Consider the following 13,468-nt stretch of genomic DNA (forward strand, 5'->3'; position numbering starts at 1 on the left):
AAAATAGGGTATAAAAAAAGCCTCGGGAACCGAGGCTTCAATATTTTATTTATATAGACTAACCGTTAAGTGCTTCTGCACCTCCTACAATTTCTAAAATCTCGTTAGTAATCGAAGCTTGTCTAGCTTTGTTATAAGATAATTTTAGAGCGTCTCTTAACTCTGTAGCATTATCTGTTGCTTTGTGCATAGCGGTCATACGAGCACCATGTTCAGAAGCAAATGAATCGCGCAATGCTTTAAACAATTGCATCTTTAACGATTTAGGAATTAGCTCTTCTATAATTTCGGTTTTATTAGGCTCAAACTTATAGTCGGCTAACGTATTTTCCTCTTGCTCTTGATTTAGCGGCTCAATAGGTAAAAACTGCTCTGTTTTTACAATTTGGGTTGCAGCATTTTTAAAAGAATTGTATACTAAAATAACGCGATCGTATTTCTTATCAATGAAATCTTGCATGATTTCTTCAGTAAGAAGAACAACCTGGTCAAATTCTAAATGATCAAAGATAGCGGTATCGTTTTTAGCGATAGTAAAATCTTTTTTCAAGATATCATTGGCTTTTTTACCCAGAGTAAGTAAGCTAACTTTTTTATCTTTTAAATCGTTTTGAATTAGATTTTTGGTTCCTTTTACGATGTTTGAGTTAAAAGCACCAGCCAAACCTCTATTTGACGAGATAGCCACGACCAATACATTCTCTACTTCACGTTGTTCAGCAAATTTACTATTTGCACCCTCGTCTAAAGACGCGCTTAAGTTTTGAAGCAATTCTGTCAACTTATCTGCATAGGGACGCATAGCGGTAATGGCATCTTGCGCTTTGCTCAATTTTGCTGCCGATACCATTTTCATGGCACTGGTAATCTGCATTGTTGAAGATACCGAACTAATTCTGCTGCGTAACTCTTTTAAATTTGCCATTATAAAATGATGAATTTAAACTTCAGCAGGACTATTAAGCTAGTACTGCTGAAGTTCATTTTTATTTTTTATATTTTCCAGATAACTCTTTCGCTACTTTTGTCATCACATCTAAAGTCTCATCGGTTAACTTACCGGCTTTTAATGTGTCTAAAACATCTCTATGTTTAGCATCTAAGAATTCCAGGTATTCTTTTTCAAATTCTTTTACGCGATCAACAGGAACTTCTTTTAGCAAGTTTTTAGAACCTGCGTAAACAATTGCAATTTGATTCTCTACTGGGTAAGGGTCGTTTTGAGCTTGTTTTAAGATCTCAACGTTACGCTTACCTTTTTCGATAGTGCTTAAAGTTGAGGCATCAAGATCAGATCCGAATTTAGCAAAAGCTTCTAGCTCTCTAAACTGGGCTTGATCTAATTTTAAAGTACCAGCAACTTTTTTCATCGATTTAATCTGAGCCGAACCTCCTACACGAGAAACCGAGATTCCCACATCAATTGCAGGACGTACACCTGAGTTAAATAAATCTGAAGTTAAGAATATCTGACCGTCAGTAATCGAAATTACGTTTGTTGGAATATAAGCCGAAACGTCACCTGCTTGAGTTTCAATAACAGGCAAAGCAGTTAAAGAACCACCACCTTTTACACGATCTTTTAAAGAATCGGGTAGGTCATTCATGTTTTTTGCGATATCATCATCATTGATAACCTTTGCAGCACGTTCTAATAATCTTGAGTGTAAGTAAAATACATCTCCAGGATAAGCTTCACGTCCCGGTGGTCTTCTTAATAATAATGATACCTCACGGTAAGCAACGGCTTGTTTTGATAAATCATCATAAATAATTAAGGCTGGTCTACCAGTATCTCTAAAATACTCACCAATAGCAGCACCGGCAAATGGAGCATATACCTGCATAGGAGCTGGGTCTGATGCATTTGCAGCTACGATAGTAGTGTAGGCTAGTGCGCCTTTATCTTCTAAAGTTTTAGCAATTCCGGCAACGGTAGAAGCCTTTTGACCTACAGCTACATAAATACAGTAAACAGGTTCTCCTCTATCGTAAAATTCTTTTTGGTTAAGAATAGTATCAATACAAACGGTGGTTTTACCAGTTTGTCTATCTCCAATCACTAATTCACGCTGGCCTCTTCCTACTGGTACCAAAGCATCAATAGACTTGATTCCGGTTTGTAAAGGTTCTGTAACGGGCTCTCTGTAAATTACCCCAGGAGCTTTACGCTCTAACGGCATTTGAACGGTTTCGCCTGAAATAGCCCCTTTACCATCAATAGGTTTTCCAAGTGTATCTACTACTCTACCAACGATACCTTCTCCTACTTGAATAGAAGCAATTTTCTGAGTTCTCTTTACGGTATCCCCTTCTTTAATTGCTTTTGAAGCACCTAAAAGTACTACTCCAACATTATCTTCCTCTAGGTTAAGTACCATTCCTTCTAAACCTCCTTCAAACTCAACGAGTTCTCCGTATTCTGCATTGGTAAGGCCGTAAACATTGGCAATACCATCACCTACGGTAAGTACGGTTCCTACTTCATTTAAGGAAGCTTTTCCCTCAAATCCGGATAATTGTTTTTTTAAAATTGCTGAAACTTCAGCAGGATTTACTTCTGCCATAATTATTTAGTATAAATGAATACGTGCGCGTATCGTTTTTATTTCTGTTAAATATATGCGTTTTGATTAAACTTCTTTTTAAGCGAATTCAATTTTCCTGCTACACTAGCATCATATTGTAAGTCGCCCACACGTAAAATAAAACCTCCTAAAATGCTTTCGTCAATAGCATTGGTTAAGGTAGCTTCACTACCGGTAAGTTGTTTTACTTTATCCAGTAATTTAGTATGCATAGCCGGTGTTAATGCGGTTGCGGTAGTTACGTGAGCTACCTTAATGTTTTGATCTTCATCATACAAACGAATAAATTGCTTTACTACATCTTGTATAAGAGCTATGCGACCATTTTCTATAAGCACAGCAAAGGTGTTTTGGGTGATGGCATCAACGTTTGTAAAAATCTGATTTAAAATTGCTTGTTTATCACTTGCCTTTACCACAGGGCTCTTAAGGATATTAGCTAAATTTTTATTTTCTTTTAGAGTGTTCTCTAGTAAACGAAAATCTGAATTCACCTCTTTTAATACCGCCTTTTCTTTAGCTAATTCTAAAATTGCTTTGGCATAGCGTTGTGCTGCTCTAGTATTGGCCATAGTTTTTGTTAATTTAGCTTCACATCGGCTAGCATATTATCAACTAACTGCATGTGATTTTCTTGGCTGTTTAATTCTTTTTTTACTACTTTTTCTGCGATTTCGATTGACAATTCGGCTACTTGCTGTTTGATTTCGTTCAGTGCAGCTTGTTTTTCTTGTGCAATCGCCTCTTGTGCAGCACTAATCATTTTGCTTGCCTTTAGCTCTGCTTCTGTGCTAGCTTCGTTGATCATTCGTTCTTTAATCGAATGCGCCTCTTTAAGCATTTTATCACGCTCTTCACGTGCTTCCTTTAATAGTTTCTCGTTGTTTGCCTTTAAGTTTTGCATTTCTAAACGTGCTTTTTCTGCAGCGTCTAGGGCATCATTAATAGAGTCTTCTCTTTTCTTTATGGAATCAAGGATAGGTCTCCAAGCAAATTTAGCTAAAAGAAATATTAAAATTAAGGTGACAACCGTTTGCCACACAAATAATCCAAAATCTGGTTTAATTAAATCCATAGGTTTCTATACTATCTAAAATTAATTTAATTTTTTTTTAGAAACACTTCTTTTTAACCAACCGTTAAAAAGAAGTGTTTTTTCAATAGGCTTATTTTAACACCCCTAATAAGGCTGCTACTACACCAAATAACGCCACCCCTTCTACAAGAGCTGCCGCAATAATCATTGCTGTTTGGATTTTGTTTGCTGCTTCTGGTTGACGAGCGATAGCCTCCATTGCGGCTGCACCAATCTTACCAACACCAAATGCTGCTCCAAAAACTGCTAATCCAGCTCCTAAAGCTGCCAATCCTACATATAATAATTCCATAGTAAAAAAAATTAAAAAATTAAAAAATTAAAAAATTAAAATTAATGATGTTCATGTTCTTCAACGGCCACTCCAATAAAAAGGGCCGATAGCATGGTAAAGATAAAAGCTTGTAAAAATGCTACTAATAGCTCTAATACCATTATAAATAAGGCGAATGGAACCGAAATTCCGGCTACACCTACATTTTCTAAAATAAAAATTAAGCCTAATAAACTTAAAATAATAATATGCCCCGCAGTGATATTCGCAAATAGACGTATCATTAAGGCAATTGGTTTAATGAATAATCCAATCAACTCAATTGGTGCTAATAATATTTTAACAGGCACGGGTACACCGGGCATCCAGAAAATATGCGCCCAGTAATCTTTATTACCGTTTATTAAAATCAAAATTAGGGTAAATAATCCTAAAGCAACCGTAACCGAAATATTTCCAGTAACGTTTGCTGCTCCAGGCAAAAGCCCTAATAAATTGGTAATCCAAATAAAGAAAAATACAGTTAGTAAGAATGGCATAAACTTCATATACTTTTTCTTACCTATATTTGGTATGGCAATGTCATCACGTACAAAAAGAACTAAGGCTTCCAAGGCATTATTAAGACCCTTTGGCGCTTTGTCACTTTTTTTATGATGACGCGCTAGGCTAAAAAAGAAAATAAGCATTACTATTACCGTTAAAAACATAGCCGCTACGTTTTTAGTTATCGATAAATCAGTTGGAGCTGTAGCATTATTGGGGTAATGGTCTTCACCAAAACTAAGTTTTTCTTCACCCGCATTAAGTTGATAAATCGTCTCGTGATAATTTACAAAGCGCTTACCGTCTTTCTCTACCACAACTTCACCTTCAATATCGTGATGAAATTCACTAGACATAAAAGAAACCACTCCGTCTTCAGTATAAAGAATTACGGGTAATGGCAAGGTGTATGAATTATCACCACTTCCTAAAAAGTGCCATCCATGCGCATCACCAATATGATGCATTATCATGTCTGTAGGGTTAAACTGCTCTTCAGCTTCAGAATTTGATTCTTTAGCCAATGAGTTAAAAGGGATCGCAGTTAAGGTTATTGCTAGTGCAATTAGAAACTTAAACGATTTAAATGTTGTCATCATAGCTGATCAACTTAATGGATTGCGCTTAAAAAATTTTGTGCAAAGATAGTCTTTTATAACTTATTTAAAAGACTTGTAATTAAATTTTTTATATAGGCTGCCAGACAATGCTAGATGGAGCGTTTTTGCGGTTTAAGCACTTCGTTTTCAGTTAACAAGAATTAAGTGGTGCTACAGGTTGGGCTAATTCTTGAAATCGAAATCTCTTAGCTTAAGTTGCAGGGTGGTTTGGCCGTTCCATTCGTTTTCTTCTAGACTATAAACAGCCGAGCAACTTTTAGCGCGGAGTAGATCTTGTAGATGCTTACCCAAGTTAAATCCTATCCCAGAAAAAATATGCTTACTGCCCCTCTGTTTAAGACTGCATTTAAGGTGATTTTTATCTGCTCCTACTTGTTTAGAAAAGCCGTTTTCTTTCAAATTATCAGTCATAAAGATGGGGGCTGGATTTCCTGGACCGAAAGGCGCAAATTGGCTCAGGATTCTATAAAATTTTGGAGTTATTGATTTGAAGTCTAGTTTTAAATCGATGTTTATTTCGGGTTCTAGTAGTTTGGGGTTGATTTGTTGTTGTACGACTTGTTCAAATTTTTGTTTAAAAAGGCTGTAATTCTCTTCAGTCAAGGTTAGGCCAGCAGCATACTTATGACCTCCAAACTGCTCAATTAATTCTTGACAGGCTTCTAAAGCCGCATATAAATCAAATCCTTTTACAGATCTTGCCGAAGCAGCTAACTTTTCTCCACTTTTTGTAAACACTAAGGTGGGTCTGTAGTAGGTCTCGGTTAAACGCGATGCCACTATTCCTATTACTCCTTTGTGCCAATCTTTTTGATAAACTACTGTGGTGGTTCTTTTTTCTTCTTTTAAACTTTTTATTTGGCTTAATGCCTCTTGAGTTATATTTTTATCTGTTTCTCGACGGTCTTGGTTAAATCTATCAATGGCATGAGCCATTTCTTGTGCTTCCTTGGGGTCGGTGGTAAGCATTAGATCCACCGCGTGTAAAGCGTGTTCCATTCGACCAGCAGCATTTATTCGGGGTGCAATGATAAAAACTACATCGGTTATGCTTAGTTTTTTTTTATTGATTTCTTTTATAATGGCTTGAAAACCAACACGAGGCAAGCTGTTGATTACCTGCAATCCGTAAAAAGCTAAAATTCTATTTTCTCCTGTTATAGGTACAATATCTGCGCCAATGGCTGTGGCTACTAGATCTAAATAAGGGGTCAAAAACTCAATACCTCTACCTTGATTTTTTTCTAAAGCTTGTATTAATTTGAAACCAACTCCACATCCGCAAAGTTCTTTGTAAGGGTAGTTACAATCGGGTCGCTTAGGATTTAAAACGGCAACTGCCTTTGGTATTTCGGGTCCTGGTCTGTGGTGATCGCAAATAATGAAGTCTAATCCCTTCTTTTGTGCATAATCTACCTTATCTACCGCTTTGATGCCACAATCTAACGCAATAATTAAATCGAATTCATTATCGTGTGCAAAATCAATACCTTGATAAGAAATACCATAACCTTCTTTGTATCTATCAGGTATGTAGCAAATTACATTTTCTGTATAATTGCGTAAATAAGAACTCATCAATGCAACACTTGTTGTGCCATCTACATCATAATCTCCATATACAAGAATTCTTTGATTAAGCTGTATGGCTTGTTCAATTCTGTTTACAGCGATATCCATGTCTTGCATTAAAAATGGGTCGTGCAGGTCGGCTAGGCTTGGTCTAAAAAAAGCTTTTGCTTGCTCAAAATTTTCAATTCCGCGCTGAACCAATAAAGTGGCAATATTCTGGTCTACTTGAAGTACCTCTTGTAGGTGTTTGACCTTATCAATATCGGGTATTGGTTTTAATGTCCAGCGCATTTTTATGGATTTGAACAGATAAAGTTACAAAACTTTATGCTGTATATATTGTCTTATATAAGGAATTGCATCTTTTTCGAACCAAGGGTTTTTGCTTCGCCAAAATCGGTTTACGGGAGAAGGATGTGGTAAAGGTAAATATTGAGGAAGGTAATCTTTATAATTTTCAACCTGTTGGGTTAATTTTTTTTTTGTGCCAAGGTAATATTTACATGCGTGCGCCCCAATGAGTATTTTTAAAGGTTGTTGTTTAAAAGCGTCTAATATGCTTTTGTGCCATAAAGGCGCACATTCTTTTCTAGGAGGTAAGTCACCAGTTTTGGCTTTGCCAGGATAACAAAATCCCATGGGCATTACGCCAAAGTAATCGGTATTATAAAATTGTTCATCTGTAACGCCGAGCCATTCTCTTAATTTTCTTCCGCTTGGATCATTCCAGTCAATACCGGTGTTGTGAACAGCTCTTCCTGGGGCCTGACTTATCAATAGTATTTTTGTATTTTGATTAAAACGCACTATGGGTTTAGCACCAAGGGGTAAATTCTTTTCGCAGAGGGTACAAGAACGAATATCTTTTAATAAGTCTTTCATAAAGCAAAGCTATTTAATTACTTTTGAACAACCATAAATAATTATGCAGCAGGATACCTTAAAATTTAAGCAAAATAACCTTTTGATTATAGGATTAGTGATAGTAGTAGGCGCCTTGCTTTTACTCATTGGTTTGTCAGGTTATATTCTTAGTGAAAGCACTATTTATTTTTACCTTATAATATTAGGTAATCTATTATTAATTACTAGTTTCTTCGTCATGAGATTGCGGAAAAATCAAGTTCTTTATGACCCTGTTTTTATCCGCTTTAAGCTGAAAAATTATGAAAAACAAAAAATTAAAATAACCGATATCAAATCAGCATATCTTCAGGGAGATGAGCTAGTTTTGCGGTTGAATCAGGAGAAGAAACATTTTCATTTAACATCTTATTCAAAGCAAGATCGGCTGGCGCTTTTAAATTTAATAGAAGCACTTATTGAGCAAGCAGATTAAGCGGTTTTTCCTGCAACTATGAGAACTATTTCGCCTTTGGGTGGTTTCTCGGTATAATGTTTAGTTAATTCTGTTAAACTGCCTCTTTGAGTTTCTTCATGCATTTTTGAGATTTCTCTCGAAATACTGGCTAATCGCCCTTCTCCTAGGTATTCAGCAAGATGGTTTAGGGTTTTAAGCAACTTATGAGGTGATTCATAAAATACCATGGTTCTAGTTTCTTCGCTTAAAAACTTTAAGCGGGTTTGTCTTCCTTTTTTGACGGGTAAAAAACCTTCGAATACAAACTTGTCATTTGGTAATCCACTATTGACTAATGCGGGTACAAAAGCCGTAGCTCCTGGTAGACAGTCTACTTCTATGCCGGCCTCAATACAAGCTCGGGCGAGTAGGAAACCAGGGTCAGAAATGGCAGGTGTGCCCGCGTCGCTAATGAGTGCGGCGGTTTCACCATTTAAAATACGATCAACTATTTTGGCTATAGTTTTATGTTCATTATGCATATGATGGCTATGCATAGGAGTATTTATTTCGAAATGTTTTAGAAGTTTACCGCTTGTTCTTGTGTCTTCGGCTAAAATAAAATCGACCGTTTTTAAGATCCGTAAAGCTCTTAAGGTAATGTCTTCTAAATTTCCGATGGGTGTAGGAACTAGAAATAATTTACTCATTATATAAATTTATTTTCAATTGCATTCATAAAGCGGGTTTCAATTTCTTCTTTGTTTTCCCAATGGTTATAGTCGGGTTTTACTTGTTCTTGAAGAAAACTATGCGCTTCTTGCCAATGCTCTAAGGTGTTAAGTTGGGAAATCACGCGATTATAATCGTTTGCATCGCCATCAAACAAATGTTTGATGTAGGCCAAACGGTCATTTAAACCAATCTGTATACCTTGTTTCAAACGTTGATTGAGTGATTTTTTCTGTGCAACCTGGTCGTTGTGTGTTTTTTTAGGTTCAAATTCGGCTAACTCGCTTCCAAAAAGCATCTCTTGTTTTGGTAAAGACTGCTCTTTTTTTGTAGTGGCTGGTTGGCTTGGTTTTTCTTGTTCTTTTGTGGTGCCTATTGGTTCAAATTGAGGTAATTCATCAAAATGAACTCCAAAATCTGTGGTGTTTTCTTCTTTTTTTACGCTAGCCTCTGTTTCAGTTTTCTCTTGGTTAATTGATTTTGAAGTTTCAGAGGTTTTTAAATCTGATGTGTTTTCTTCTTTTGGGGTGTCTTTTTTTGACTCAGTAATATCTTTATGATCAGATCCTGAAGTTTTCTCAATAGGCTTTTCTTGGCTGGTTGCGGTGGTTTTAGTTTGGGTGTGGGTAGATTCATCAAATCTTGTCAAGCGTTCTTCAATCTGGGATTTACCAATTGTAGGTTGGTGACCTTCAAAATGTTTTTCGGTAAAAGAAAGCACGCTTAGTTTTTCATGCAATTCTGCGCTAATTGCTTTTAACTCGTGCACATCTGCTCTGTTTCGTAATTGTAAAATACGGTGTGCAAGACTCATTAACTCGGCTTCTAGTTGCTTTTTCATAACTTTCTTTATAAGTTTATTTACGCGGTGGTATTTTTATTAATTTTACTCTAAGAAAAAAGACAAAAATATATCCCATTAATTAAAGGCTGAAAAATACAAAATGTTTCTTGAAAATACAGTAAATCACGAAGAGCAATTTGGTTGGATTGAGGTTATTTGCGGTAGTATGTTTTCTGGTAAGACCGAAGAGTTGATAAGAAGACTAAAGCGCGCCCAATTTGCCAAACAAAAAGTTGAAATTTTTAAACCTGCCGTCGATACGCGGTATGATGATCATTTTGTGGTATCTCACGATGAAAACGAAATACGGTCTACGCCGGTGCCTGCAGCTGCGAATATTCGCCTACTAGCCGATGGTTGTCAAGTAGTAGGCATTGATGAAGCTCAATTTTTTGATGATGAAATTGTAAGTGTTTGCAATGATTTGGCCAATAAAGGTATAAGAGTGGTAGTTGCTGGGCTAGATATGGATTTTAAAGGTAATCCTTTTGGTCCTATGCCTAATTTAATGGCCACTGCAGAATATGTGACTAAAGTACATGCGGTTTGTACGCGTACGGGAAATTTAGCGCAGTATAGCTACCGGAAAGCTGCTAGTAAAGATTTAGTATTATTGGGAGAAACGCTAGAATATGAACCCCTAAGTCGTGCGGCTTACGTCAAAGCGATGCGAGAACAAAAGAAAAGAGAAGATTCGTCTATAATTGATAATGAAATAAGTACAGATCAAGCGCCTTTAAAATAATTTAGGAATGATAGGAGAAACAGTTTTAGAAATAAATTTAAAGTCTTTAGCACATAATTTTGAATACTTAAAAAGCAAAATTAAATCTAGTACTAAAGTAATGGGCGTTGTAAAGGCCTTTGCTTATGGGAGCGAAGCAGGTGAAGTAGCGCTTAAATTACAAGAATTGGGTATAGATTTTTTTGCGGTAGCCTATACAAATGAAGGGGTTAAATTAAGAGAGGTGGGAGTTACCCAACCTATTTTGGTGCTTCATCCCCAATCCATGCATTTTGAGACCCTAATACAAAACTGTCTTACTCCTAGCATTTATAGTAAATTTGTACTTGATCACTTTATCGCTTCCGCGGAAGCGCATAAACAAAAAAATTACCCTATACACCTAAAATTGAATACCGGCTTTAATCGTTTGGGTTTTGCCAATCAAGAGTTGGATGGAGTGATTGAAAAATTAAAAACCACTAAGGCTGTTCAGGTTGAGGGCATTTATTCTCATCTAGCGGCCAGTGAAGATTTAGAAGAGAAAGATTTCTCCTGTTCACAAATCAACAACTATAAGGCTATGAGTGAGCAATTAATCAATCAATTAGGATATAGGCCTTTAAAGCATTTGTGTAATACTAGTGGCATATTAAATTACCCAGAAGCGCACCATGATATGGTTCGCACAGGAATTGGTTTGCATGGTTATAGTAATGATTTTGCGGTTGATGTAGCACTAAAGCCTATAGCTACTTTAAAAACAATAATTTCACAGATTCATGAAGTGCAACCAGGTGAATCTGTAGGATATAACCGCAAATTTATAGCCGAAAAATTTACTAAGACAGCAACCCTCCCTCTCGGTCACGCCGATGGGATTAACCGTATATATGGAAAGGGTAAAAATTATGTTTCTATAAAAGGGGAGAAAGCACCTATCATAGGAAACGTATGTATGGATATGATTATGGTAGATGTTACCCATATTAATTGCAAAGAGGGCGATGAGGTAATTGTTTTTGGCCCCGAATTAAGTGCTGAAGTATTTGCTAATTTGGCAGGAAGTATATCTTATGAACTGATTACTTCGGTATCTCAACGCATTAAGCGAAAAATTATAAATTAAATTCAAATATTTTATTAAATTGCTGAAATAACCTTAACTAAATAATATGAGTTTTTTTAGCGATTTTAAGAAGTTCCTTATGAAAGGAGACATTGTAGCACTGGCCACAGCGGTGGTTATTGGTGCTGCCTTTAAAACCATTGTTGATTCTGTGGTTAAAGACGTGATAACGCCAATAATTGGTGTAATAACTGGGGGTACAGATTTTACCCAAAAATTCATTGCCTTAGACGGCGCAACATATGCGAGTCTAGAGGCTGCTAATGAAGCCAACGCAGCAGTAATTACCTATGGTAATTTAATACAAGCAATTATTAATTTTATAATTGTAGGTTTGTTTATTTTCTTGTTTTTAAGAGCTTATGAGAAAACAAAGAAGAAAGAAGAGGCAAAACCAGCAGCACCTAAAGGCCCTAGCCAAGAAGAGTTGCTTATCGAGATAAGAGACGAGCTGCGTAAAAAATAAGGTTTATCTTTAATTAAATAGTAGATAATTTGAAACCCTAAAAACCAGATTTTTAGGGTTTTTTGTTTTTTAAAAGTACACGAAAATTTGTAAAATAGTATATTTGCTCGCATAACCCCAAATAAAAAACAATGAGAATAGCTATTGTTGGTGCCACTGGTATGGTAGGCCAAGTAATTTTAGAAGTTTTACAAGAACGCAATTTTCCCCTTACCGAATTGATTCCGGTAGCCTCAGAAAGATCAGTTGGAAAATCTATTGTTTTTAAGAAAAAAGAATATCCTATTGTAAGCTTGCAGGCTGCTTTAAAGAAAAAACCGGATATTGCCCTTTTTTCTGCCGGTGGTGATACTTCGTTACTTTGGGCGCCAAGGTTTGCCGAGATAGGAACTCGAGTTATCGATAATTCTTCGGCTTGGCGAATGGATGCTACAAAAAAACTTATTGTTCCCGAGATTAACGCCAATCAGCTTACCAAAGAAGATTATATTATAGCCAACCCTAATTGTTCTACGGTACAATTGGTAATGGTTTTAAGTCCGTTACATCAAAGGTTTAAAGTAAGGAGAGTAATCGTTTCAACCTATCAATCCATTACAGGAACTGGTGTAAAAGCTGTTCGGCAGTTGGAGAACGAGATGCAATCTAAAAAAGGCGAGATGGCATATCCATATCCTATACACCAAAATGCTATTCCGCATTGCGATGTGTTTCTAGAAAACGATTACACTAAAGAGGAGATGAAACTCACTCAAGAAACCAAAAAAATATTACATGATGAAAATGTATTAGTATCGGCTACTGCTGTGCGAATTCCCGTTGTAGGCGGTCATAGTGAATCGGTTAATGTGGAGTTTGAGAATGCGGTTAGTGTGGGCGATATTAAAGCTGTTTTGCAAGAAACACCAGGCGTTCAACTTAAAGATAACCCTGATGTCAACGCATATCCTATGCCGGTTTTTGCCCGAGGTAAAGACGAGGTTTTTGTAGGTAGAATACGTGCCGATCATTCTCATTCTCATGCTATTAATATGTGGATCGTTGCCGATAATTTAAGGAAAGGGGCTGCAACCAACGCAGTGCAAATAGCCGAATATTTAATTGCGCAAAATTTAGTCTAAAAAGTAGATACAAAATAAGGGTTGCTGCCTAATAAATGTTTTCAGTTCTATTGAATTTAAGATAATTTTATAAGAATTGATTTTTTATTGATTATTTTTGCATCAAGATGAGTAATCGTGTCAAAAATATAGTAACTACATTTTTGCTGGGAATTTTTGTAATGCTCCAGGTGGGAGTTTTGCATAATGTTTCTCACGATGATGACTTAAGTAATGCTCACGACTGTGTTTGGTGTCAGCTTTCTCACGCCCAAAAAACACCAGTTGCTAGTCAAGATACATTTTTCGAATATCATCTTGAATCTCCCGTCTTCCGCCTTGAGCGAGAAAAAATAGAGGGGCACGCAAAGTTGCTTTATCAAAAACTGCCGGTTTGTGAATTAAAAAACAAACCCCCCTCCTTATTTAATTTAATTTTCGTTTAGAACTTTTTTATCAATACACCGGACTTCGATT

The 13,468-nt window shown here is 36.4% G+C and carries 16 protein-coding genes; 6 read left to right on the forward strand and 10 right to left on the reverse strand.

Annotation, left to right across the window (positions count from 1 at the left end; genetic code table 11):
• Positions 1-58: 58 nt before the first annotated feature.
• From atpG to ACH2AZ_RS03365, 8 genes are all read right to left on the reverse strand, one after another.
• On the reverse strand, positions 59-925 hold the full coding sequence (gene atpG / locus ACH2AZ_RS03330; RefSeq protein WP_394906634.1) for an ATP synthase F1 subunit gamma: 867 nt from the start codon (positions 923-925) through the stop codon (positions 59-61).
• Positions 926-986: 61 nt separating this feature from the next.
• The gene (gene atpA / locus ACH2AZ_RS03335; RefSeq protein ID WP_394906635.1) at positions 987-2,567 is read right to left on the reverse strand and encodes a F0F1 ATP synthase subunit alpha; all 1,581 of its coding nucleotides are present in this window, start codon (positions 2,565-2,567) and stop codon (positions 987-989) included.
• Between the two features lie 47 nt (positions 2,568-2,614).
• Positions 2,615-3,160: an ATP synthase F1 subunit delta gene (gene atpH / locus ACH2AZ_RS03340; protein WP_394906636.1), complete on the reverse strand. Its 546-nt coding sequence runs from the start codon at positions 3,158-3,160 to the stop codon at positions 2,615-2,617.
• 8 nt (positions 3,161-3,168) lie between these two features.
• Entirely contained in the window at positions 3,169-3,663 is a 495-nt protein-coding gene (locus ACH2AZ_RS03345; RefSeq protein ID WP_394906637.1) for a F0F1 ATP synthase subunit B, read from the reverse strand.
• A 91-nt stretch (positions 3,664-3,754) separates the two neighbouring features.
• Positions 3,755-3,976: an ATP synthase F0 subunit C gene (gene atpE / locus ACH2AZ_RS03350; RefSeq protein ID WP_147861906.1), complete on the reverse strand. Its 222-nt coding sequence runs from the start codon at positions 3,974-3,976 to the stop codon at positions 3,755-3,757.
• A gap of 41 nt (positions 3,977-4,017) precedes the next feature.
• Positions 4,018-5,100, reverse strand: coding sequence for a F0F1 ATP synthase subunit A (gene atpB, locus ACH2AZ_RS03355; protein ID WP_394906769.1), 1,083 nt, complete (start codon positions 5,098-5,100; stop codon positions 4,018-4,020).
• A gap of 186 nt (positions 5,101-5,286) precedes the next feature.
• Positions 5,287-6,987 (reverse strand): single-stranded-DNA-specific exonuclease RecJ, encoded by a 1,701-nt coding sequence (recJ, locus tag ACH2AZ_RS03360; protein ID WP_394906638.1) that lies wholly within the window; start codon positions 6,985-6,987, stop codon positions 5,287-5,289.
• A gap of 24 nt (positions 6,988-7,011) precedes the next feature.
• Positions 7,012-7,578 carry a uracil-DNA glycosylase family protein gene (locus ACH2AZ_RS03365; protein WP_394906639.1) on the reverse strand — a complete coding sequence of 189 codons (567 nt, stop codon included), beginning with the start codon at positions 7,576-7,578 and terminating at the stop codon, positions 7,012-7,014.
• Between the two features lie 43 nt (positions 7,579-7,621).
• Between ACH2AZ_RS03365 and ACH2AZ_RS03370 the strand changes: the two genes are divergently transcribed.
• Complete coding sequence (locus ACH2AZ_RS03370; RefSeq protein ID WP_394906640.1) at positions 7,622-8,035, forward strand: hypothetical protein; 414 nt, start codon at positions 7,622-7,624, stop codon at positions 8,033-8,035.
• Here the strand turns inward: ACH2AZ_RS03370 and rsmI are convergent.
• Together rsmI and ACH2AZ_RS03380 are read right to left on the reverse strand one after the other, a co-directional pair.
• Positions 8,032-8,706 carry a 16S rRNA (cytidine(1402)-2'-O)-methyltransferase gene (gene rsmI / locus ACH2AZ_RS03375; protein WP_394906641.1) on the reverse strand — a complete coding sequence of 225 codons (675 nt, stop codon included), beginning with the start codon at positions 8,704-8,706 and terminating at the stop codon, positions 8,032-8,034. The two genes, ACH2AZ_RS03370 and rsmI, sit on opposite strands and share 4 nt — an antisense overlap.
• Entirely contained in the window at positions 8,706-9,569 is an 864-nt protein-coding gene (locus tag ACH2AZ_RS03380; protein ID WP_394906642.1) for a hypothetical protein, read from the reverse strand. Before ACH2AZ_RS03380 ends, rsmI begins: the two co-directional genes overlap by 1 nt.
• A gap of 103 nt (positions 9,570-9,672) precedes the next feature.
• On the opposite strand from ACH2AZ_RS03380, the gene ACH2AZ_RS03385 reads away from it, so the two are divergent.
• The 5 genes from ACH2AZ_RS03385 to ACH2AZ_RS03405 all read left to right on the forward strand — a co-directional run bounded on the left by ACH2AZ_RS03385 (position 9,673) and on the right by ACH2AZ_RS03405 (position 13,437).
• Entirely contained in the window at positions 9,673-10,317 is a 645-nt protein-coding gene (locus tag ACH2AZ_RS03385) for a thymidine kinase (protein WP_394906643.1), read from the forward strand.
• Between the two features lie 7 nt (positions 10,318-10,324).
• Entirely contained in the window at positions 10,325-11,425 is a 1,101-nt protein-coding gene (alr, locus tag ACH2AZ_RS03390; RefSeq protein WP_394906644.1) for an alanine racemase, read from the forward strand.
• Between the two features lie 46 nt (positions 11,426-11,471).
• Positions 11,472-11,891, forward strand: a complete 420-nt coding sequence (gene mscL, locus ACH2AZ_RS03395; RefSeq protein ID WP_147861914.1) for a large conductance mechanosensitive channel protein MscL — start codon at positions 11,472-11,474, stop codon at positions 11,889-11,891.
• 131 nt (positions 11,892-12,022) lie between these two features.
• Positions 12,023-13,012 (forward strand): aspartate-semialdehyde dehydrogenase, encoded by a 990-nt coding sequence (locus ACH2AZ_RS03400; protein WP_394906645.1) that lies wholly within the window; start codon positions 12,023-12,025, stop codon positions 13,010-13,012.
• Between the two features lie 107 nt (positions 13,013-13,119).
• Positions 13,120-13,437 (forward strand): hypothetical protein, encoded by a 318-nt coding sequence (locus tag ACH2AZ_RS03405; protein WP_394906646.1) that lies wholly within the window; start codon positions 13,120-13,122, stop codon positions 13,435-13,437.
• Positions 13,438-13,468 lie beyond the last annotated feature (31 nt).

The organism is uncultured Mesonia sp. (assembly GCA_947499595.1).
GTDB classification, from domain to species: domain Bacteria; phylum Bacteroidota; class Bacteroidia; order Flavobacteriales; family Flavobacteriaceae; genus Mesonia; species Mesonia sediminis.

Bases quoted from the DNA above. Each gene is read 5' to 3' on its own strand.
- ACH2AZ_RS03370 (WP_394906640.1), top strand. From the start codon at position 7,622: ATGCAGCAGGATACCTTAAAATTTAAGCAAAATAACCTTTTGATTATA.
- atpH (WP_394906636.1), bottom strand. From the start codon at position 3,160: ATGGCCAATACTAGAGCAGCACAACGCTATGCCAAAGCAATTTTAGAA.
- alr (WP_394906644.1), top strand. From the start codon at position 10,325: ATGATAGGAGAAACAGTTTTAGAAATAAATTTAAAGTCTTTAGCACAT.
- ACH2AZ_RS03380 (WP_394906642.1), bottom strand. From the start codon at position 9,569: ATGAAAAAGCAACTAGAAGCCGAGTTAATGAGTCTTGCACACCGTATT.
- rsmI (WP_394906641.1), bottom strand. From the start codon at position 8,706: ATGAGTAAATTATTTCTAGTTCCTACACCCATCGGAAATTTAGAAGAC.
- atpA (WP_394906635.1), bottom strand. From the start codon at position 2,567: ATGGCAGAAGTAAATCCTGCTGAAGTTTCAGCAATTTTAAAAAAACAA.
- ACH2AZ_RS03400 (WP_394906645.1), top strand. From the start codon at position 12,023: ATGAGAATAGCTATTGTTGGTGCCACTGGTATGGTAGGCCAAGTAATT.
- mscL (WP_147861914.1), top strand. From the start codon at position 11,472: ATGAGTTTTTTTAGCGATTTTAAGAAGTTCCTTATGAAAGGAGACATT.
- atpE (WP_147861906.1), bottom strand. From the start codon at position 3,976: ATGGAATTATTATATGTAGGATTGGCAGCTTTAGGAGCTGGATTAGCA.
- ACH2AZ_RS03345 (WP_394906637.1), bottom strand. From the start codon at position 3,663: ATGGATTTAATTAAACCAGATTTTGGATTATTTGTGTGGCAAACGGTT.
- atpG (WP_394906634.1), bottom strand. From the start codon at position 925: ATGGCAAATTTAAAAGAGTTACGCAGCAGAATTAGTTCGGTATCTTCA.
- ACH2AZ_RS03405 (WP_394906646.1), top strand. From the start codon at position 13,120: ATGAGTAATCGTGTCAAAAATATAGTAACTACATTTTTGCTGGGAATT.
- ACH2AZ_RS03365 (WP_394906639.1), bottom strand. From the start codon at position 7,578: ATGAAAGACTTATTAAAAGATATTCGTTCTTGTACCCTCTGCGAAAAG.
- ACH2AZ_RS03385 (WP_394906643.1), top strand. From the start codon at position 9,673: ATGTTTCTTGAAAATACAGTAAATCACGAAGAGCAATTTGGTTGGATT.
- recJ (WP_394906638.1), bottom strand. From the start codon at position 6,987: ATGCGCTGGACATTAAAACCAATACCCGATATTGATAAGGTCAAACAC.
- atpB (WP_394906769.1), bottom strand. From the start codon at position 5,100: ATGACAACATTTAAATCGTTTAAGTTTCTAATTGCACTAGCAATAACC.